General features: G+C 69.0%; 17 protein-coding genes. 1 reads left to right on the plus strand and 16 read right to left on the minus strand.

The window, feature by feature from the left end; genetic code table 11:
* Positions 1-253 precede the first annotated feature (253 nt).
* Positions 254-682, minus strand: coding sequence for a hypothetical protein (locus ACH442_RS46710; protein ID WP_396344675.1), 429 nt, complete (start codon positions 680-682; stop codon positions 254-256).
* A 267-nt stretch (positions 683-949) separates the two neighbouring features.
* Here ACH442_RS46710 and ACH442_RS46715 point away from each other — a divergent pair, with 267 nt between their 5' ends.
* On the plus strand, positions 950-1699 hold the full coding sequence (locus tag ACH442_RS46715; RefSeq protein ID WP_396344676.1) for a transposase: 750 nt from the start codon (positions 950-952) through the stop codon (positions 1697-1699).
* Here ACH442_RS46715 and ACH442_RS46720 read toward each other — a convergent pair.
* The 15 genes from ACH442_RS46720 to ACH442_RS46790 form a co-directional block, all read right to left on the minus strand.
* Complete coding sequence (locus ACH442_RS46720; RefSeq protein WP_396344677.1) at positions 1673-3085, minus strand: MFS transporter; 1413 nt, start codon at positions 3083-3085, stop codon at positions 1673-1675. The two genes, ACH442_RS46715 and ACH442_RS46720, sit on opposite strands and share 27 nt — an antisense overlap.
* A gap of 211 nt (positions 3086-3296) precedes the next feature.
* A complete protein-coding gene (locus ACH442_RS46725) occupies positions 3297-5615 on the minus strand; it encodes a glycoside hydrolase family 3 N-terminal domain-containing protein (RefSeq protein WP_396344678.1) in 2319 nt (772 codons plus the stop codon).
* 425 nt (positions 5616-6040) lie between these two features.
* The gene (locus ACH442_RS46730) at positions 6041-6667 is read right to left on the minus strand and encodes a YdcF family protein (protein ID WP_396344679.1); all 627 of its coding nucleotides are present in this window, start codon (positions 6665-6667) and stop codon (positions 6041-6043) included.
* Complete coding sequence (locus tag ACH442_RS46735; RefSeq protein WP_396344680.1) at positions 6664-6843, minus strand: hypothetical protein; 180 nt, start codon at positions 6841-6843, stop codon at positions 6664-6666. The genes ACH442_RS46730 and ACH442_RS46735 overlap by 4 nt, the downstream gene beginning before the upstream one ends.
* A 193-nt stretch (positions 6844-7036) precedes the next feature.
* A complete protein-coding gene (locus tag ACH442_RS46740; RefSeq protein WP_396344681.1) occupies positions 7037-7783 on the minus strand; it encodes a class I SAM-dependent methyltransferase in 747 nt (248 codons plus the stop codon).
* Between the two features lie 127 nt (positions 7784-7910).
* Entirely contained in the window at positions 7911-9239 is a 1329-nt protein-coding gene (locus tag ACH442_RS46745) for an MFS transporter (RefSeq protein WP_396344682.1), read from the minus strand.
* Positions 9239-10381 (minus strand): hypothetical protein, encoded by a 1143-nt coding sequence (locus ACH442_RS46750; protein WP_396344683.1) that lies wholly within the window; start codon positions 10379-10381, stop codon positions 9239-9241. Before ACH442_RS46750 ends, ACH442_RS46745 begins: the two co-directional genes overlap by 1 nt.
* A 125-nt stretch (positions 10382-10506) precedes the next feature.
* Complete coding sequence (locus ACH442_RS46755; RefSeq protein ID WP_396344684.1) at positions 10507-11076, minus strand: helix-turn-helix domain-containing protein; 570 nt, start codon at positions 11074-11076, stop codon at positions 10507-10509.
* Positions 11077-11114: 38 nt separating this feature from the next.
* Positions 11115-12212: a hypothetical protein gene (locus ACH442_RS46760; protein ID WP_396344685.1), complete on the minus strand. Its 1098-nt coding sequence runs from the start codon at positions 12210-12212 to the stop codon at positions 11115-11117.
* A 150-nt stretch (positions 12213-12362) separates the two neighbouring features.
* Entirely contained in the window at positions 12363-12581 is a 219-nt protein-coding gene (locus ACH442_RS46765; RefSeq protein WP_396344686.1) for a helix-turn-helix domain-containing protein, read from the minus strand.
* A gap of 298 nt (positions 12582-12879) precedes the next feature.
* On the minus strand, positions 12880-13776 hold the full coding sequence (locus ACH442_RS46770) for a hypothetical protein (RefSeq protein WP_396344687.1): 897 nt from the start codon (positions 13774-13776) through the stop codon (positions 12880-12882).
* Between the two features lie 776 nt (positions 13777-14552).
* The gene (locus ACH442_RS46775) at positions 14553-15170 is read right to left on the minus strand and encodes a GNAT family N-acetyltransferase (protein ID WP_396344688.1); all 618 of its coding nucleotides are present in this window, start codon (positions 15168-15170) and stop codon (positions 14553-14555) included.
* Positions 15171-15175: 5 nt separating this feature from the next.
* Positions 15176-16702 (minus strand): APC family permease, encoded by a 1527-nt coding sequence (locus ACH442_RS46780; protein WP_396344689.1) that lies wholly within the window; start codon positions 16700-16702, stop codon positions 15176-15178.
* Positions 16703-16762: 60 nt separating this feature from the next.
* Complete coding sequence (locus ACH442_RS46785; protein ID WP_396344690.1) at positions 16763-17398, minus strand: GPP34 family phosphoprotein; 636 nt, start codon at positions 17396-17398, stop codon at positions 16763-16765.
* Between the two features lie 1948 nt (positions 17399-19346).
* Positions 19347-20006 (minus strand): GNAT family N-acetyltransferase, encoded by a 660-nt coding sequence (locus ACH442_RS46790; protein WP_396344691.1) that lies wholly within the window; start codon positions 20004-20006, stop codon positions 19347-19349.
* Between the last annotated feature and the right edge of the window lie 61 nt (positions 20007-20067).

Here is a 20067-nt window from a genome sequence, read left to right on the forward strand (position 1 = left end):
CAGAACCTCCAGCAACCCGCCGGCTGCGATCACCAGCCTGCCGCACTCGCCCTGGCCGCATAACCCCCGAAGGACTTACGGCTCGGACCACTTAGAGCCACCGGTGCGCCGTTGGCAGCAACAACCCGGTACGGCGGCCGGTCCAGGCTGATTGTCACATCCCCGCCGACACCGCTGATCTGGATGTTGTGACCGAAGACCACACTGCCGGTGACCGTCTGCCCTGCCCCGGGGCGGGCCCCCCACCAGCGCGTCACCGGTCAAACTCGACGTCGCCGCCAACATCGTCGACCTGCCGTACCGGACCCGTCGTCGATGACCGCGTCACCGACTGTCCGTCCACACCGCCGTCTGCCGACGGCGACGGTGCGGATGGTGGTGACGAGGTCGCCGGTGACGACAATGCGCCCTGTGAAGTACCCGGACCAATCCGCACACTGCCGTGCACCCCACGAACCTGCGCTACACCGCCACCGATTGTCGAATCGGTGACCGACTGCCCACCAGCGCGCCTGCGGGCACCTGCCCCACCGACCACGGTGAGGGCCACACCGGCCAGGCCGACAAACAAGCCGACGACGCTGGCCCACTTGTCCGCCCTATCCAAATTCTGGATCGCCAGAAACACGCCCAGGCCAGCTACCAGCACGCCGGCGACGACCGCTACCAGCCACTTACGCATCCGATTCCCCTCCCGGTCATCACCCATCGTGGACTGCTGTGGCCGCCAGCGGCTAGCCTGCCCTGACCGACCGATAGCCGGTCATAGAGCTCTGGCCAACATTCGGTGGTAACTCTCCGCAATGACTCGCGAAGAGCGGATGAGCCGCCGGACAGCGGGTCGAAGCAGGGTCAGGACGGATTGGCTCCTGCTTCGTTGCATCGGTCACCCGGATGACACTCCCTACTTGGCACGACAGCGACGACGCCCATGTGACGTGACGTAGTCATGCCGCAACTCTGGGAAATCGATGCTAGCGGATTCGTCGCGCGTTTCGCGACTCTCCCGCACGGGCCGGTCGGCCAGCTTTCCAGGGCCCCGGCAAAGTCGTCAGGTGTGGGTTGGGCGCTGAACACCGTGAAGCGGTACGCCCGCGCGGCGTCAGCCGAGGATTTGGAACGCCCGCCACGCTACCGCGAGACGCTGGTCGATCCGTGCCGGGATCACCTACGCCGCCGCCGCGCCGAAGAACCCGGCGTAGCGGTCACCCGGCTGCTCGCTGAGCTCCGCGAACTCGGCTACACCGGCAGCGCGAATCTGCTAGTCCGCCACCTCAACCAGGGCCGCGCGGACGCGCTGCGCCAACCGCCCTCGCCGCGTCGGCTGGCCTGGTGGCTGATGACCAAACCCGCTGACCTACCCGCCCACCACCGGAAACAGTCAGCAGATCTCCTCGCGTCCAGCGCGCATCTGAGCGTCCTCGCCGAGCGCATGCAACAGTTCGCCGACCTACTCACCGACCGCCGCGGTAAAGACTTCGACGCCTGGATGACCTTCGTCGACGCCGACGACCTTCCCGCCCTGCACGGGTTCACCCAAGGACTGCGCCGAGACCTGCCCGTCGTCGTGGCAGGCTTGACCTTGCCCTACAGCAACGGCCCGATCGAAGGCGCAAACACCAGGGTCAAGTACCTGAAACGGCAGATGTACGGCCGCGCCGGCTTCGCGCTCCTACGCCAGCGGATCCTGCTCGCATAGGTCGACCACCCTTTCTGCACCAGAGCCGTTCTTTTTACAGTCCCGAGTGCGCGATCTGGATGGCTTCGGGGCGGGTGGGCGAACGACCTGAGCCGCGCTGGCCAGCAGCGCGGCCAGGGCGGGCAGGATGAGCAGAGCGTTGCCGAGCCCGAGTGGTGCGGCGGCGGCGCCGACGAGGACGGGGCCGGTGACGTAGCCGAGATAGCCGAGTGCTGCGACTCGGGAGAGGGCGGCACCGGGCCGGGTGGGGTCGAGGTTGCCGGCGGCGGAGTAGAGCAGCGGGATGACGCATGCCAGCCCGGTACCGAGGCAGGCGAAACCGAAGATCGCTACGGCGGGAGTGGCGACCAGGATGCCGGTGGTCACGCCTGCTGCGGCCACCAGGGCGCAGCAGCGCAGCAGGAGGACCGGTGCTACGGCGGCGGTGATCCGGTCGCCGGCCAGTCGGCCGAGAGTCATGCAGCCGGCGAAGGCGGCGTACGCGGCGGCCGCGTACGCCGGTGAGGCGCCGAGCCGGTCGAGGTAGACACTGCTCCAGTCGGCTGCTGCACCTTCACTGATCAGGGCGCAGAAGGCGAGCAGTCCGAGCAGGATCATCTTGCGGCGATGCTGAGGCGGTGGCTGCCCGGCCGTGGGGCCCAATTCCTGCGCGGCCGGTTTGGATGACGGCGCCAGTGGCAGGTAGCGGATAGCGGCTGCCCCGATGACGGTGAGGGCGGCGCCGATGAGAGCGAAGGTCTGGCGGTAAGTGAGGTCAGCGTGTGCGCAGAGTCCGGCGATGGCTGCGCCGGTGACGCCTCCGACGCTGAAAAGGGCGTGGAAGCTGGTCATGATCGGCCGCCGGTAGGCGTTCTGGCAGACCACGGCGGCCGCGTTCATGCTGACGTTGAGGGTGCCGTGCAGCATGCCGAGCACCAGCAGCGCGACGGCCAAGGCGATCAGGCCCGGGGTGTATGCGGTGACCGCCAGCATCGGGCCGACGGTCACTGCGGTTGCGGCCATTATCCGGCGGGTGCCGTGGCCGTCGCAGAGCCGGCCCGCGATGCGCATGCCGATCAAACCACCGGCGGCCAAAGCGAGCAGCGCGATGCTGAGTTGACTGTCAGACAGGTCGAGGTGGCGCTGGACGGCCGGGATGCGGGCCGTCCACGTGCCGATGGTGAGGCCGGCGATAGCGAACATGATGCTGATGGCGAGGCGGTTCGGTCGTAGGCCGATGTCATTCGAGGCGGTATGGGCAGCCTCGGGCTGAGTAGTGGTCATCAGGATCTTCCTGGGAAAGCCGCGGACCAGTGGCCGCGGGGCGCAGGGTGCAATGAGGGCCCGAAGCGGTGGGTATGTTGATGCCGGTGGGGCGTCTTCTTCACGCCCCTGCCCCGCCCGCATCTCCGCGGAATAGCTGGCTGCATCTGTCCTGGGCTGCCCGCAGCACCATGGACGTATCGCGTATCAGGCAGGCGGCGGCCCTACTGACGCGCGCTTGGGCGGAGCCGGGTCCCCCGCAGAGCAGGCTTCCGCGGCGGGGGTCTACCGAGGCACCGTGTGATGCCGACCGTCAGCAGGAGTGGGATGCTCAGCGATTGGCGATTGTGTTGGTTCACAGTCCCCAGCCGTACGGGTAGAGCGGCTTGTAGTGGCGATCGCCGACGTTGACGGGTACCTGCTCAGTGGTGGCCGGCCAGGTCACCGGCAACGTGCCGGTGAACGCTTGCCTACCGAACAGGGTGTCGGCGACGCCGGCGCCCTCGCTGCCGGGCAGCCAGGACGCGACCAGGGCGTCGATCTTGCCGAGCTGGCCGGTGATGATCTGCGGACGGCCGGAGACGACCAGGACCACACATGTGGTGACGGCGTCGCACACCTTGTCGATCGCCGCCTTGTCGGCCGGCTGCAGGGTAAGCGACTTGGTTTCCTTCTGCGCGTCGGTGCCCCACGGCCAGGCCGGGCCGCCGACGTCGCCGTAGCCTTCGGCGTACGGGGTCTCCCCCACCACGACGATGCCGATGTCGTTCTTGCCGACGGGCGCGGACGCGTCGGCGCTGTAGGTGATCAGGGCGTGCGGGGCGTCCTGGCGGATGCCGTCGAGGATCGAGGTGCCGGGGATGGTGGCGCCGGAGCGGCCCTGCCAGTCGAGGGTCCAGCCGCCGGCCTGGTTGCCGATGTTGTCGGCGTTGCGGCCGGCCACGTAGATCTTCGCGTCCGAGCGCAGCGGCAGCACGTTGTCGGTGTTCTTCAGCAGCACCTGCGACTTGGCGACCGCCTCGCGGGCCAGGGCCCGGTGCTGGCTGCTGCCGACCTGGTCGACGCGGTCGGTGGTAGCGAACGGCTTGTCGAACAGGCCGAGCTGGAACTTGCTGGTCAGGATCCGGGACACGGCGTCGTTGATCCGGGTCATGCTGACCCGCCCGGCGTTGACCTCGCCCTTGAGCACGGTCTCGAACCGGGCGGCGGTGTTCGGCTCCATGAACATGTCGCTGCCGGCGTTGACCGCGGTGCGCACCTGCGCGGCGGTCGGCAGGAGCGTGTCGGCGGTAGCGGTCGGGTCCGGGATCTGGTGGATGCCTTCCCAGTCGGTGATCACGAAGCCGTCGAAGCCGAGCGTGCCTTTCAGCATGCTGGTGAGCAGTTCCTTGTGGGCGTGCATATTGGTCGGGTTGCCGACGCCGTCATCGGTCCAGTCGATGCTGGAGAACGACGGCATCACGGCGCCGGCACCGGCACGCACACCCGCGATGTACGGCGGGAGGATGGTACGGGTAAAGTCGCGGCGGCTGACGGTGGTGACACCGCGGTCGATGGCGTAGCCGCTGTCGCCGGTGCCGTAGCTGGTGTTGCCGTCGCCGGCATAGTGCTTGATCGTCGCGAGGACCCGGTCCGGGTCGTCGAGCTGGGAGGCCTTGCGGCCCTGCAGGCCGGTGACCGCGGTCGTCATCCGAGTCAAGAGGTTCGGGTCTTCGCCGAAGGACTCGTAGGAGCGGCCCCAGCGTTCGTCGCGGGTCACGCACACACAGGGCGCGAAGTCCCACGGGACACCGGTGGCACGGACCTCGGCGGCGGTGGCGTGGTAGACCTGCTCGACCAGTTTCGGGTCGCGGCTCGCGCCCAGGCCGATGTTCTGCGGGAAGATCGTGGCGCCCAGCACGTTGCCGTGGCCGTGGACGGCGTCGACGCCATAGATGATCGGGATCTGCAGCGGCGTGGACAGGGCCGCCTGCTGGAACGTGTTGACCATGTTCACCCACGCGGTGGGGGTATTCGGGGTCGGCACGGATCCGCCTCCGGAGAGCACCGACCCGAGCCGCCACGAGGCGATCTTGGTGGTGTCGTCGGTGACAGCGGCGCGTTCGGCCTGGGTCATCTGGCCGATCTTGTCGTCCAGGTTCATCCGGGCCAGAAGGTCAGCCACCCGCTGCTTGGTGCTCAGCTTCTTGTCGAGGTACGGCAGGCCGTTGGCGTTGATCACCACCGTCGGCGCCGCCCCGGTGGCCAGCCCGGTGGAGGCGGCGGTCAGTGTGACGGGGATCGTCTCAGCGGCCTCGGCGGTCCGGTCGTGGCGTACCGAGATCCGGATCGTCTTGCGGGCACCCGGCACGGTGTCAGCGCTGAAGGTGACCGTGCCGCTCGTGGTCAAGTAGTCGGTGCCGGCGGTAGCGGTACCTACGCCCGTGCGGTACGACACGGTGGCCGCAGCAGTGAGCGCTTTGTTGTCGCTGGTCTTCAGGACGAGCGTGACGTCCGCCGTCTCGCCCTCGCTGACCTGATAGAAGGCCTGGGAAGCGGTGATGGTGGCCGTCTGCGTGTCCGCGGCGAAGGCCACCTGGCCGGGAAGCAGCAGGGCGGTGACGAGCCCCGTGATTACCGCGGCGGCTGCGCGGCGGCGCGGTCGCCGACTGTGACGTCGGTAGTGGGTTGGCATGCCGTTCCTCTCGTCGGTGGCAGGCAACACGTCTCGCGGCAGGCAAGAAGGTTGGCCTTGTACACGGCTGGGTTTTCGGGCGCGCCGGTATGCCAGGTGTCGGCCTGGGGTTCGGCAAGGAGTTCTGGTGGGTGCCACCGCTGGTCGCCCATCTCGCCAGCGGGCCGTCCCCCGACAACCAGCGGTGGCGTCCCCCGTGGATGACCTTGCCGGTTCATGCCTATGTCCGGGAAGTTGTCTCCGGTTGTCGCCAGTTGTCGTGCTTCACATATCGGTCGCGGCCAGCTCTGCCTCTTCAGCCTGCTGCCGACGCCAGCCTGTGGCGCCGCATCAGGCCGGTGGCCGACCTACACACGGGCGCGATCTGCCGCTCTCGTGATTGGCATGTCATCGGACGGTCGACGACGCTGAGCGGGCCGCTGGTTCTAGAGATCCGCTCGTATCCAGCCGTGGCCGTCTGTGACCAGGGCGGGCAGCACGCGGCGGCCGAGCAAGTCTTGCAAGTAGGCGTGTTCGCGCTCGATGCGTTCGCGATCAGAGCTGTCCGCCCAGGTGGTCCGGTCGTAGGGGCTGCCGTCGGCACGAGCGGGCGGGTTCCACGTGACGGCATAGATCCGCTCGACGGTAGGCATGCCGGCGGCGAGGACGTGCAGTTGCCGCCGTTGCCACCACTTGACCACAGCGATCGCGGTGCGGACCGCGCCGAGGCGTTGTTCGATGAGGGGGCGGGCGAACGCGACGTTCTCCTCGGAAGTGCGCGACTGCCGTTCGATGATCATCTGGTCCGGTGCGATGCCGTGGGCCCGCAGCAATCGGGCATGTTCTTCGCTCTCGACGTGGTGCGGCAGCCGGCGGTTCGGGCCGCCCGTGAGTACAACTATCGGCGCAAGCTCAGCGTCGAGCACGTCGACGGCGGGCAGCACCGCATCCGGCAAGGTGGATCCGAACACGAACACCAGATCGGCCCGGCCGAGGCCGGGGGCCTGAGCATCGACGCTTTGTGTGATCTCGTCTGTCGCCCGGTCCGGGGCGGGCGGGCCGTCGGCGTTCACACTGTCGGTTCCGATCCGAGCAAGGCAGAGCCGCCGCCGTTGTTCGAAGCGGCGCGGGTGAGCTCGGCGATTCGTTGCAGGTGCCGCTCCCGTTCATCGATCTGATCAGCCATGATGATGCCCAGGGCGCCGAGCGGGAGGGTCTGTGCCTGATATCGGGACGTCAGCTTCAGCATGTGAGCGCTCGCGAGGTGTCACACCGGATCGGCACGTAGCTGGCGAACGACGTGGGCCGTTCGTCGGCCAAGACCAGTCGCCGGCTGAACTCGGTGGTCGCTTCGGCGAGGCCGCTGGGCCCGGGACGGGTCGTGAATGCGGTCGCCGGCGGCGAGCAGCCTGTCTGGGTCATCGGTGGCGGATGGGCGCATGTCAGCTCGCTGCCCCCTGGACGCCGACCGCGGTGTAGAGCGGGTAGCAGTAGCCGACCGTGCGTGGGTCTGCCAAGGCGCCACGTAGCAGGTCTAGCTGCTGGTGGTTGACACCAGTGGTGAGCAGCATTTCCTGTTGCTGAAGGCTGACGTGGTGGTACCACTGCAGGCCTGGATGGCAACCGGTCCAGCCTGGGACATGGATTGCCGATGTGATCAGCTGGAGCCGATGACGGAGCAGTGCGGAGGAGATCGTCGCTGCCCACCCGGGAGCCCTGCCCGTGGCCACGGCGTGACGGGCGAGTGCCTGCTGGTGCACGGCGAATGCTCGCGTGGCGGCCGGATTGTCGGTTTGAAGCAGGCGGTGGGAGTTTTGGCAGTCCCAGTCGGAGATGATCAGCCGTCCGCCTGGCTGCAAGGCGCGGACCATGCGAGCGAGTACGTCGTCGCGCTCAGGAAGGTCCATCAGCAGTAACCGAGCGTGGATCAGGTCGTAGACGCCGTCGCCGAGGTCGGCGGTGACGATGTTCTCGGCGCGGACGCGGATGCGCTCGTGCTGCGGTAGGTGCTGAGGGTCGACGTCGAGGGCGTCGACACGGCCGCCGGCCTGGGGGCCTAGTAGTTCAGTGGCGACGAACAGCGATATCGAGCCAGTTCCGGCACCGGCGTCCAGGACAATGGCGTCCGGTGCGCAGCCGACGGTGCGGATCAGCCGGCGGGTGTGGTCGTCGTGGATCGCGGCGAGCAACCGCAGTTGGTCACCGCCTTTTCCGGGAGCCGCCGCTGAATACGCGCTGCTGTCAGCGGCTGATGCGGGACGAGTCATCGCTGTTCTCCAGAGTGCCAGGCAGGTACAGAAGAGCAATGCGGGGCCGTTACGTGGGTGCGAGGCCGGTGCTGCGGCGTGCGGCGCCGGCCGGTTGTTGGGCCGATGCTGTTGCTCCGTTGGGCCCGCCGGGGCTGGGTTGCCAGGTGACACGCCAGGCGGGGTACAGCACGGCCGCCAGGTAGGTGGCGGCGCAGACGGCGGTGGTGGCGGTCAGTCCGACGGTTTCGACCAGGGCGGCGCCGACGAGGCCGCCGGCGGGGATGCCGATCCAGGCGGCCGTGCTGATGATGGCCAGGACCCGGCCGCGCAACGCTTCGGGGATCTTCTCGATCTGGACGGTCTCTACGATCGGGTTGAACAGCCCTGAGCCGATCCCGGCGATCGCAAACACAGCGACCACGGCGGCTGGGGGCCAGTCCAGGCTGAGCACGGCAATGCGGGTCGGGCCGCTGATGAGGACTCCGGCCAGATACACACTGCGTCGCGGCAGTCGAATGCGGGCGCCGAGCCACGTACCGGCGAGCGCGGAACCGGCGGCGGCTGCTCCAGCGACGCCGGGCGCCAGACCGATGAGGCTGGGGTCGTGCCGGCTGGTGTGTACCCAGAGCGGAAGTAGCAAAGCCAGAAGTGCCTGGTCAAGCAGGTTTGTCACGAGCAGCATCGCGCTCAAGGCCCGCAGCGATCGTTCGCGGCGCAGGAAGGCGGCACCAGCCCGCAACTGGACGAGGTAGGTGTGGTGGGAGCGGTCGCAGGGTGCGTCCGGGCAGACGAGTGCGGTGACAGCGGTCGCGGCAGCGAGCAGGGCTGCCGCGGTCCACAGGGTGGTCAGGCCACCGGTGGCGGCCAGGAGCCAGCCGGCGGTCGCGGCGCCGATCGCGATCGAGGCGCGTCCGGCGACGGCCGCGTATTGCACGCCTCGCTCGATGCTGTGGCCGGCCGCGATCGCGGCGACCGGCACGAGCAGCCGTCGTCCCGAGTGCGCCGGGCCGTCGGCGGTGCCGACCAGGAACATGACGGCCGCAATCAGCCACACCGGGGCGGCCGGCGCGAGGGCCAGAACGGTCAGCAGGATTGCGCCGGTCAGGTCACCGATGATGCTGATCCGGCGGCCACCGAGCCGGTCGATCAGGGGGCCCGCCGCCCACTGCATGAGCGCGTACGGTGCGGTCTGGCAGGCGACCACTATCCCGATGCTCCACGCGGCCCGGTCCGGGTCGCCGGTGCCGGTGACCAGTAGCCAGGGCACTGCCACGGTCAGGAGCCTTGCGGCCGACAGCGTGCAGATCTGCGCGGCCAGCACCCCGGCCAGCCCACGCCGTGAGCGCAATCCCGGCCGGGCGGCACGCGGGTTGCGGGAGAGGCGGACATCGGTCATCAGCTGTTCGCCTTGGTCGCGAGCCGATGGCAGGGCGCGATCCGGGTGCCGGGGATCGGCCGCCTCGTGGTCAGCGGTACCGAAGGGAGGGGGCTGAAGCCGTGGCGGCGCAGGAAGCCGCGGGCTGGCGGTGAGGTGATGACGGCGGCAGCGTCGCGGTGTCCGGCGTCGAGTTGGGCAAGGTGCGCGTGCAGCAGCAGGCTGCCCAGATGCCGGCGGCGGCGGTGGCCGGCGACGGCGAGCGCGGCCAGCAGGTGGTGTGGTGTGCTCGGCGAGAGCCGGGTGAGGGCGGCGTCGAGCTGCTCGAAGCGGCCGGCGACCTCCCGGCATGCCAGTTGGCGCCGGTCCCGGTAGTCGGGGATCGATGGGGTGTGGTCGTCGCGGTAGAGCCACACGGCGGCGCCGGTGACGCCTTTGATCCGGTCGCGGGCCAGCGGGTCCGGGTCGTGTTCGCGAATGATGTCGACGTGGCCGTAGCCGCTGGTGATCGCATGCTCGACGTGGATGGCTAGGTAGTCGGCCAGCACCCATAGCCGGGTCCGGTCGTCGGGAACGAGCCACCTGGCGTGTGGGAGATCTACCAGGCTCTGCGCGAGCAGCAGGGTGATCTCGTCGATGTCACCGGGGGTGGCCCGCAGCAGCTCGGTTCCGATGGGGTGTATCGGCGACGCGCCCCGGTTGCGGGAGACCCGCAGCTGGTTGTCGGTCACCGGGTCGGCGCGAGCGCCGGTGGCCGGGTTCCGGACGGGGAACGGCAGCTGGGCCGTGTCGGTGAGGTCGAACAGCGGTATCCAGCCGACCCGGCCGCCCACAGCAACGAGCCGCCACTCGGTGATCGTCCACGTGCTCACCTCGGAGGCGAAGGTGACACCGGAGTTGTTGTTGCAGGTCAAGAACCGAGCAACCCATTGCTGGGCAGCATGCAGGTCGTCCGGCGAGGTCAACGCGGGGTTGCCGGTTGTCGGCGCCGGCGAGTCACCCCACATGTCGAGGACCCACTGCTCTTGCTGCGGCAGGTAGTACAGCAGGACCACGGGGTGGGTGGTCGTGAAGTCCTCGTCGAGCAGCCACACATGATCATCGACAGGCACGCCGGGCGGCAACGGCGTGAAGCAGCGAGCACGGTCGCGGACCTTGGTCATCGGTCACCGCTCCCGCTGCTGGAGCGGCCAGTCCGACAGTCGACGAAGACGCGTCTGATCCCGGAGCGGCTTGCTGTAGTCCTCGGCGTTGACCGACCGCCTGGCGGCGCCCTGGAAATATTCGATCATCGGGGCGCTCTGGTCGGCGACCCGGACGAGGAAGTACCGGCGGAGGCGTTGCGCTTCTTGCCCCCGCCCCGCGGTCCCAGCTGGACCGTCTTGAGTTTCAGGAGGCTGTAGACGAGACCGTGTTTGAAGCCGGTCACTTTCGCGATCTGCTCGACCGACTTGTTCTCCTCGACGAACATGTGGGCGACCTTGCTGGCGGCCTGCTCCCGCTCCGCGCTGGTCATCCGGACCCGCGCCGATGGGTTCGCCGTGGTGGCGTGGCGGTGTTGCTGCGATCGCGCGGTCGCGGCGGTGGCGGATTTCGGGTCGGTGCTGGCGTCCGCCGCCGGGTTCGGCTTGTGTCGGCCGCCGCGCTTGCGGAACGACACGCCTTGCTGCTGGATCGCCCGGTGGACGTAGCCGAAGGATCGGCCGATGCCGGCGGCGATGGTCCGGATGGACTCGCCCGCGGCGTAGCGGCTAGCGATCTCCTTCTCGCGTTGCTGGTGCTCGTTGCGCAGCTGATCGGCGGCCGGGGTGTCCTGCGCAGGTGGGCTGGTCGACGAGACGGTGGACGGTGGCTGCACCGCTTCTCCTTATCGATGTCGTGGGCTGGTGGTGGGGGTCAGGTGAGATGCAGGACGAGGAGAACGACTACGGCGGGCAGCAGGATGAGGGCGGTGGACAAGGCGGCGCGCAGGCCGCGGCGGTGGGCCAGGCAGGCGGCGGTCGCCTCGGTCAGCCGTTGCCGTGCCGCATCGTCGTCAGGGCGTGCAGGCCGATCGGGGTCGAGCAGGATCGAGGCATCGGGTGCGGTGAGCAGGCGGCTGAACGCGGCGGCGATGTCGCTGACCCGGTAGCCAGCCAGCGGATGCCGGCATCGCCCGGCGCGACCGGATGCGGGCTGACCTGGCGGAGTGCGGCCAGCAAGCGGTTGACGCTGCGGGAGCGGTGGAAACAGGGACCCGGTCGCAGTGGCTTCGGCATGGCCGGTCAGTATTTGCGGAGCGTGGGTGCAGCCAGTGGCGCGATGGGCGTCAATGTAGGCGGTGTCGGCGGCAGTCTCCTCGCGGGTGAGCGTCGCGGCGCGGTGGCTCCAGGCGCAGGTGTCGCGGGCCTGGGCCAGCAGGGCGAGCAAGCTCAGATCTTGGCGGCAGGCAAGCAGCATCCGCACGTGGGCGTTGAGGATCGTGGTGCCGGTGGTGAGATCGGCGTGGGGGTGACGGCGCCAGGTATCCCAAGCGGTGCCGACGATGCCGATCGCTTCGGCGCAGTGGCCGATGGCGTGCAGGCTGTCGGCCAGGCCGACCGCGGCGGGCAGCGCATTCTGAGGTTGGTGGGTGCGGTAGCCGACGAGCACGCGGCGGCGCACGACAATCGCTTCAGGAAGCAGGCCGTTCTGGTGCAGGGCGGTGCCGTAGGCGTCGGCGGCGGCGATCCGGCGCGGGTGTCCGCACGGGTAGCGGACGTGGTGGGCGTGGTAGGCCAGCTGCGCGGCACGCAGTTGCTCGGCGCCGGTGGCCAGGGTGGCGTACAGCAGGCACGTCTCGGCCAGCATGGCGTCGGCGAGCACCTGGTCGAGGGTCAGGCCGGTCACGTGGGGTGCGAGCACGGCGGCGGCTTCACCGGGGTCGGCCGTGACGCTCAGGCGCAGCGCGGTGGCGACGGCGTCGGCGAGCTCGCCGGGCGTGTCGCCCACCGGCGGCGTGGTGCCGGCGGGCATCGGAGGCTCGGCGGCGGGTACCGCACGAGAGGCGGCGGACGGTCGGCGTTGTGATGCCATGACGGTCCTTTCTCGAAGGGGATGGGGATGGCGGCGGCGATCTGAGCCGGTAGGTGGTGGAGCACGCGCCGCGCGGCGAGGGGAACGCGGCTACGAGTTGGTGGTGGCCCGGCGCTTGTGGTGGGTCGACGTGCGGCGCTTCACGCCGGCTTCGTTGAGCAGGGCCCAGACAAGTCCGTAGGAGCGGTCGAGCTTCGCGGCGATCTTGCGCAGTGACAATGGCGGGCCGGCGCCGGGTTCGGGGTGGTAGAGCTGGACGACCTGTCGGCGTAGCTGGTCGCGGGCCTCGCCGACGGTCGGTGGCGACATCCGCCGTTTAACGCCGGGGTTGCGTGGTGCTGAGGCGCGGCCGGGCGCGGATGTTCGGGCTGGTACGGGCATGACGGTCTCCCGATGGGTGGCTAAGGGCGGCGTGGGCTGCCGTCGTGGTTCGGGTTCGCCTCGTCCGGCAAGGCGGCTTCGGCGTGGATCAGGTGTGGGGGCGGTGCGCTACTGGCTGCGGCAACGGCAGAGCGCACCGCCCCGGGCGGCGCGGCCAGAGGTGGCCTGCTGCCCTGACCGCACCGTTGGGCGAGTGGGCGGATAGGCCCTGCGGTGCGGTCGGCTGTTAGGGGTCGGGTGGCTGGCCAGGGGTTCTGGTGCGGTCGGTGGCCAGCAGCAGCAGGTAGTCGCAAAGCTGCTGGGTTCCGGTGACGGAGCTGCTGGTGGTGGCGATGAGCAGCCGGCCGGTGCGGGGGTCGAGCATGATTGTTCGGCGGGTCAGGGGCTGGGTGAGGGTGAACGACCAGCCGGTGCGGCCGAGCAGGTCGCGGGCGATGCCGTCGTAGGCGATGCCGGGGACGGTGGCGAGCATGCGCAGCGCCGCGGCCCGCGCCGCCCGGTTGAGGTAGTGCAGCTGGCTGAGCTGGACGAACGCTTCGAACAGCAGGGTGTTGTTGCAGTAGGTTTCGCGGGCGTCGAAGATGGCGTCGGCCAGGGCCGCGGGATTGGTGGGCACCGGTTCGGCCACCGCAGCTGCGAGGACTCCGCCATCAGGCCGCGGGTATGTCTGCGTGGTGGCGGGCGCCGCGGACAGACGCTGCCGTTCCGCAACGTCTGGGAACCTGTCCGGGTCGGGGCGGGCCGGCAGCCGACGCTCGTCGGTGCGTCCGCTGCCGTCGGCGGCCCGCCACAGGGTGTCCTCGGAGGGTTCGACCATGCCGTCCACGACGATCCAGAACTGGCGGTGCACCGTCGAATACCGGTAGTCCTCGGGGTCTTTGCCGTCGGCGGACGTGGTGGCGATCGTGTCCGCCAGCTTCTGCAGCCGGTCGACGGCGTCCAACGTTGCGACACTCGGTGTGCTGGTGCCGCCGGGGTCGCCGTAACACGGGTGCCAGCCCTGCGGGACTGCCGGCGCGGGATTGGCGGCTTTGACGATCAGGAGGTAGCTGGCGGCGAGCAGCGCCGTGGCGAGGACGATGCTGACTGCTGGATGCGGCCAGATGATCCGCGGTCGCCTCATCGCTGTTTCCTGGCCGTGCTGCCGTGACGCTGGAGCATCGTGGCGGAAGGCTTGCCGCGGTTCCCGGCTGAGGGGGTGGTGCGCCGCTGGTGTCGACGGGGGTGCGACGGGCGCACCACCCCGGCCGGGTCCGGGCGGCGGCCGCAAGCTGCTGCGCCGCCCGGCTGCTTTTGAGGATCCGTCAGTAGGTCCAGCGTGTTCCGCGAGGTGCCCGGCATGGAAATTGCGCGGTGTCGGGCGCGGCCGGCGTTCATTGCCGCAGGGTGTTGCTGGGACGAGCCCCGGCGCGGGCCGGGGATGGTCCAGGCACGCCGCAGCTGCTGCACATCGTCGGTCAACGCGTTGATCCAGGCTCGCCGGGTGCCGGGCAGGGTAATAGTCCGACCGGCGTGCAGCCTCGCGGCAAGTCCCGCAACGGTGGCAAGGATGCCCGCAGGACGACCCAGGGCGGGTGGCGAAGCCATGACCGTGCTGCCTTTCTCTCACTGAACGGGGGTGCCGCCGCGGCGGCTGGCCGCGCGATTTTCGGGTGACGCGTCAGGGTGGGGTGCCGGGTGCGCATACGGAGGCGGGGTGCGCACCCGGCATCTCAGGGACTCGCGTTGTGGTGCGAGCCCCCGGGTGCCCGTCCGCGCGGTGGGCGGTTACGTCGCACGGCGGGCGGGGTGGCGCTGGGCTTTGGCGGTAGAAGGCAGCGCCGCCCCGGGGCGATGGCCGACGGATCCCGGACCGGTGTGTGACCGTTCGGGTTGGCTGTGCCGAAGGTTCTTGCGGGTTCAGATTTCGGTGTGGCGCGATCGCCACATCGGGTACAGCTGCGGCCCGCCGGGAACGATCGTGTACGGGTCGAGCGGTTCGAAGCCGAAGCGCTGGTAGAGCCCTCTGTTACGCGAGCCGGTGGCCTCGAGGTAGGCGGCGCGGTGCTGGCGGGACAGGTCGGTGAGCCGGTGTGTGAGTAGTGCGGCGCCGAGACCGTGGCTCTGCCGGGCGGGTCGCACGGCAAGGAACGCGAGGTAGGCGTGCTCCTCTCGACGCGGGTCCGGGTGGTGCTCGTGCATGGCGTGGTCGAGCTGCCGGAAGCGGGACACCGTGCTGCCGGTGATGGCGGCGAGCTGGGCGTCGTAATCATCGAGGACGGGTGCCGGGTTGTGGTCGAGGTCGAACCAGACGGCGGTGGCATCGCTGCCGAGCACCTCGACGTGGCCGTACTCGATAGCGTGGCCGGCCAGCAGCCGGAAGTACGGCGGGTAGATGGCGGCGCGCAGGGTTTCGTCGGGTACGAGCCAGCCGGCGAGGTCACCGTGGAAGAAGGCATCGGCGAGGATGCTCGCGACCAAGCCGGTGTCGTCCTGTTGGGCGCGGCGGATCCGGACGGCGGTCTCGGAGTCGGTCATGCCCGTCACCGCCCGGCCGCAGTGGTGGTCTGGGTGGACTGCGAGCCGCTGATCAGGCCGCGGTGAGCGCCGGCGCCGATCGCGGCGTACACGTCCGGGCGGGCGGTGCGCAGGTACAGCGACCAGAGCACGCCGAGCAGGCCGGCGACGGCGAACGCGCCCGGGAAGATGTATCGCCAGGGACTGGCGGCGTCGACGCCGAGCAGGATGTGGAACTGCTGCAGGGTGACGACCAGGATCCAGCCCAGCGCGGCGGTCGCCACCTCCGGCGCAAGCAGGCCTCGGCCGACGCCGACGCCATCGCGGTTGGCCGGGCGCAGGAAGTAGCCCACCACGGCGATCGAGGTGGCCAGCATCAGGACCAGGACCCCGAGACCGCCGGTGACGGTGATCCAGAAGAACAGGTTGATCATGGGGTCCCAGCCGGCGTAGGCGTAGACGAACAAGACGACGGCGGCGATGACGGTCTGGGTGATCGAGGCGACCTTCGGCGAACGGCTGCGCACGCTGGTGCGGGCCAGCATCCTCGGGAGCACGCCTTCGCGGCCGAGCGCGAAGAAGTAGCGGGCGACGGTGTTGTGGAAGGAGAGCAGCGCCGCGAACAGGCTGGTGATGAACAGCAGATGCCCCAGGATCAGCACGGACGACGGCACGTACGGGGCGGCGAGGTCGAAGATCAGTTCGGTGCCGTGCTCGGTGGCCGCGGCCACGATCTTGTCCGGGCCGACCGCGATGGTCATCGCGAGCGCGCAGAGGCTGTAGAGCACACCGATGATGGCCAGGGCGATGTAGGTGGCCCGGGCGACGGTCTTCTGCGGGTCCTTGGACTCCTCACTGAAGACCGCGGTGCCTTCGAAGCCGACGAACCCGGTGATCGCGGTGACCAGCACGGCGCCGATCCCGGCAGTCAGCAGCTGCGACGGTGAGATCGCGCTCAAGGCGGTCAAGTTGATGTGCCCACCGGCGGGATGGGTGATGTGCACACCGGCGAGCACCAGGGCAACAGCGATTTCGCCGATCAGCAGCGCGCCGAGGATCTTGCCGTTGAGGTCGATGCGCAGCACACCGAGCATCCCGACCACTGCCCAGCCGATGAACGCCCACAGCCACCACGGGGTGGACCAGCTGGTGTGCGCGTCGACGAAGTCGGCGGTGACCTTGCCAAAGCCGCCGTACAAGCCGATCTGCATGGCGTTGTAGGCCAGGACCGCGATGAACGAGGCGCCGACTCCCGCCGGGCGGCCGAGGCCGTGGGTGACGTAGGTGTAGAACGCGCCCGAGTTGATCACCTTGCGGGACATGGCCACGTAGCCGACCGAGAAGATCGCCAGAACGAGGGCGACGGCGATGTAGCCGACGGGGATGCCGATGACGCCGGTGACGGCCCAGCCGGTAGTGGCACCGCCGGCGATGACGGTCAGCGGGGCGGCGGCGGCCATCACCATGAACACGACCGGCGACACGCCGAGCCGGTTGGCCGCCAAAGCTTGGGCGACCGAGCTGGTCGCCTTGGATTGCGGAGGGTGAGACACGAGAAGGCTCCTGACGGATACGACAGCAGAGCAGGGAAAAGGGTGTGCCGCGGTGAAGGTTCAGGGGTGGATCAGGATGGTGGTACCGCCGAGGCTGTCCAGCGCGCTCAGCAACGCCGGGACCGGTGGCCGGCTCTGGTGGCTGGTAGCGATCAGCTGGTCGACCACGTACCGCGGGGCTTCGGTGAAGACCTTCTGATAGACGCCGCTGGACAGGCATAGCCCTACCAGCACCCGGTCGAACGCGTCGAAGTCGCGGCCTCGTTGCACGGAGGTGTTCAGCCGAGCGGTGGGCCAGTACGCGCGGTTGTTGTCCGTGGGTTCGTAGACGGTGCGTGATCGTCCAAACAGGCGCCCGTGCTTGGTGACCTTGCGAAGGTCACCGGATTGGATCATGCGCTGGGCGACCTGGTCGTAGATGTCCTCGGACAGGTAGCGCATCCAGTCCTGGGGCGTCAGCGGGTCGGGCTCGCTGGCCACCTTCTCCAGGACGGTGTGGGCCAGCGCGTCCGGGGGCGGACGCTGGTCGATGACCACCAGGCGGTCCCGCTCGACGGCGACGCGGTCGGCGACACCGAGTTCAGCCAGGACCGCGCAGGCCAGGCCGACAGCGGCGAGGTGACGGTCGACGAACAGCTGTTCGCGGTCGTGAGCGAGCCGGAACAGGTCGTCAGCGAACTTCGGCCACTGCTCCACGCGCCTCAGCACCTCTCCGTAACCGTGGTGATCGACGGGGCGGGCCGCAGCCGGATCGTAGGGCGCGGCCTCCTCGGCTGGATGCCAGGGAGGTATCCCTGTGCCGGCCCGCTGCGTCGCGTCGCCCGGGAAACCGTGAAGGACCGAGTCAGGCAGCGGGCCCGGCATGGAGGTGTCGACAGGGGCCTGGTAGCCCAGGCCGTGTTGCGGGGGACCTGCGGCGTGGCGAGGCCGGAGGGGAGACTGGCGCGGATCGAGGTGATCTCGCGTATGGGGGAAGGACATCGAACCCTCGAATGGGTATCGGCGGATCTCAGAAAGAAATAGCGGGTGGACGGCGGGCTCGGGCGCTCAAGGCGTAGGAGAGTGCATGCCCGCCGTCCACCCGTGCCCCGGCCCGGTTGTGTCTGGCCTGACCGGGGACATCTGCCGCCTCTCGACAGCTTCGCTGACGAGACGGCGTAACCAGTGGCAGTAGCAAGGTGATCGAGCCTGCCCCGGCACTGGCGGCGCTCGGCCGGCACCGATCAGCTCCACCCCCGACCGATTCCGTGACCGGCAAGAAAGCATCGGCGGCGACCAGAGGCAGGTGCGGAGGCCGTCTCTCAGAGCAAATCGTTTCCGCGGGTGGTGGCCGTTCAACGTTCGCTCGCCGCTGTCGCGCAGCGGTAGACCGTCTTCGGCCTTCATCGTGAGATGCCCGGACGCCACGCTGAGACGGCGGCCCGATCCCGGTGCCAGCGGGCCGCGGTCGCCGCACAGGCGCACGACCTGCTCCTGTGCGCGAGCGATCAGCGTCGTGCCGGCACGGGGTGCGGCGGCACGAGAATTCAGATCCATCAGCGGGGGTATTCCTTAGCGAAGCCGGCCGAACTCGCGTTCGGTCGGACGGATGCGGTGACCCGGCCAGGGCGGGCCAAGCCTGACGGGTTCATTTCGATATGTGCCGTGGCAACCATTTCCGCCTACCGGATAGCAGGATTCGCTGAGTGGGGCGCGCGACCCGTGCTGACCGTTCGGCGTCGCCAATAAATCTGGCACAGTGATCGACTGTTGGGAATGCCGGTGGCCGTACGGGCCTGGCGTACGGCTATGGCCCGCCCGCGGAGCGAAGCGACGCCACCTGACCTGCAGATATGACATAAGCGAGCGCGAGTTTTGTGCGTTTTGTTCGATGAAGAAAACTTCATCCTGTCGAGGGAGGCGGACTCCGTATCGAATCGAGGGATGAGTTCTGGATGAAGTCTCACCACCCGTTCGGGCAGTAATTGACGGGGGATAGCAGCGCGCCAAAAGACGGTAGGCGCCGCTGGAGGCATGAGCGGAAACGCTCCTGCGTTTGGGCTGCCGTTCGCCCCTCCCCCGTCGAGTCGGGCTTCGCGGGCCGGCTATGGGTCAGATCTGCGTCGTGGAACGGTCGCATGCCTGACGGTGACTACTATGAACGGCTGACCTGGGGGTTCGCCTGAGCAGGGGTAGCAATGATCTCAGCACAGCGAGGCAGCGAGCCGGCACGACGGATCCGGTACATGATGCCGATCCCCGCAACCGGGCGCTGTTGCGGCCGCGTCATGACGTCGCTCTGAACATCGATTCGAGGCTGATGACCCGGGTCACCAGACCGGCGGCGAACACAATTCCGACGAGCGGTCGTCGCGCTTTACGGCCTGCCAATCCGAGTCAGCCGCCCCAGCGGCTATTTGTTTCAGGTACATGTCATAAGACGCGCGCTGCAAGCAAGCCGCCACGCGCGTGCAGCGGTCGGCGAAAGCTCGGCTCGGCACGCGCGGATTGCCGTCGTCTAACACTCGCCCGTCGCGCGAGACGAGCTGCTCTGGTGGCGGGCAGAAACGACTGCCAACACGGCACAGACAATTATTCGGTGCGACGCAGTAAATTGCAGCTATGTGAAGCCACACCGGCTTCTTGACTTTCGATTCAGCCAGCCTCAGGGGTTCACCGCTCGGCGCCTCCTGGTCAGGAAGTCATCAGCTGTGCGGTTTCTGGAGCGCACGGACGCCCGGAGTTGCGCGGGTCGCCACAGTCGTTGCAGAACCGGCCCGTCCTCCAAGCCTGCAGGGCAGATCGCGCCGGCGAGCTGGTAGCCGTGGTCGGCGAACAGGCGCCCGGAGCCGGGCGCGGCGACTGCAGCGCGGGCGATCATGTCGGCGCCTGTCTCGCGGTGCCAGGCATCGAGCAATGCGGTGCCGACATGCTGCCGCCAGAAGCCGGGCAGGACTCCGAGGCCACGCAGATCCCAGTGTGGTTGGTCCCACGTACCGGCCCGGTTATGAAGGCAGGCCGGTGAGTCGTGCAGGCTGCCGGGGCTAGCGCGACCGGCATCGGCTTCATGTGGTGGGCAGTGCGACCAGATGATCGCGCCGACGAGCGCGTCGGCGTGTTCGGCGAGTAGAGCGGTTCTGTTGCGGACGGCATAGCGGGTCTGCTGGAGAACGGCGTCGTGTAGCAGCCGTGCGCGGCCGAGCAGTCCGGTTGAGGTCCACTGCGCGGTAGTTACGGCAGCGGTAGTGAGCACGTCGGCGAGGGCACGGATGTCCCAGTGCGTCGCGATCCGGATGCCGATGGAGGTGATAGTGGTCGGGTGCATGGCACGTCCTGGTTGGTGCGGGCGAGCACGAGCAGTGACGGTGAAGTCGCAGACGAGCGGC

The organism is Actinoplanes sp. NPDC020271 (genome assembly GCF_044388125.1).
Taxonomy (GTDB): Bacteria; Actinomycetota; Actinomycetes; order Mycobacteriales; family Micromonosporaceae; genus Actinoplanes.

Coding starts and splice junctions, on each gene's coding strand:
- ACH442_RS46710 (WP_396344675.1), bottom strand. CDS start 682: ATGCGTAAGTGGCTGGTAGCGGTCGTCGCCGGCGTGCTGGTAGCTGGC.
- ACH442_RS46715 (WP_396344676.1), top strand. CDS start 950: ATGCCGCAACTCTGGGAAATCGATGCTAGCGGATTCGTCGCGCGTTTC.
- ACH442_RS46720 (WP_396344677.1), bottom strand. CDS start 3,085: ATGCGGGCGGGGCAGGGGCGTGAAGAAGACGCCCCACCGGCATCAACA.
- ACH442_RS46725 (WP_396344678.1), bottom strand. CDS start 5,615: ATGCCAACCCACTACCGACGTCACAGTCGGCGACCGCGCCGCCGCGCA.
- ACH442_RS46735 (WP_396344680.1), bottom strand. CDS start 6,843: ATGCTGAAGCTGACGTCCCGATATCAGGCACAGACCCTCCCGCTCGGC.
- ACH442_RS46745 (WP_396344682.1), bottom strand. CDS start 9,239: ATGACCGATGTCCGCCTCTCCCGCAACCCGCGTGCCGCCCGGCCGGGA.
- ACH442_RS46750 (WP_396344683.1), bottom strand. CDS start 10,381: ATGACCAAGGTCCGCGACCGTGCTCGCTGCTTCACGCCGTTGCCGCCC.
- ACH442_RS46760 (WP_396344685.1), bottom strand. CDS start 12,212: ATGCCCGCCGGCACCACGCCGCCGGTGGGCGACACGCCCGGCGAGCTC.
- ACH442_RS46765 (WP_396344686.1), bottom strand. CDS start 12,581: ATGTCGCCACCGACCGTCGGCGAGGCCCGCGACCAGCTACGCCGACAG.
- ACH442_RS46770 (WP_396344687.1), bottom strand. CDS start 13,776: ATGAGGCGACCGCGGATCATCTGGCCGCATCCAGCAGTCAGCATCGTC.
- ACH442_RS46775 (WP_396344688.1), bottom strand. CDS start 15,170: ATGACCGACTCCGAGACCGCCGTCCGGATCCGCCGCGCCCAACAGGAC.
- ACH442_RS46790 (WP_396344691.1), bottom strand. CDS start 20,006: ATGCACCCGACCACTATCACCTCCATCGGCATCCGGATCGCGACGCAC.